Source organism: Mesorhizobium sp. WSM4848, assembly GCF_055811375.1.
Genome location: NZ_JBVVPX010000139.1, coordinates 1 through 313, shown reverse-complemented (window position 1 = coordinate 313; position 313 = coordinate 1). Strand labels below are relative to the sequence as shown.

At 67.1% G+C, this 313-nt stretch carries 1 protein-coding gene; it reads left to right on the top strand.

The window, feature by feature from the left end; genetic code table 11:
- Nucleotides 1-313 (top strand): TCP-1/cpn60 chaperonin family protein (locus AC0L16_RS33675; RefSeq protein WP_473625826.1); only part of this gene is annotated, 313 nt, incomplete at both ends.

Genomic DNA, 313 nt, shown 5'->3' with positions numbered 1-313 from the left:
GACCGCGTCGATGACGCCCTCAACGCGACCCGTGCGGCCGTCGAAGAAGGCATCGTTCCCGGCGGCGGCGTCGCACTGCTGCGCGCTTCGCTGAGCATCAAGGCTGTCGGCGCCAACTCCGACCAGACCGCTGGCATCGCCATCGTGCGTCGCGCGCTGCAGGCTCCGGCCCGTCAGATCGCGGCCAACGCCGGTGCGGAAGCATCGATCGTTGCCGGCAAGATCCTCGAGAACAAGGGCCCGACCTTCGGCTTCAACGCCCAGACCGGCGAATATGGCGACATGATCGCCATGGGTATCGTCGATCCGGTCA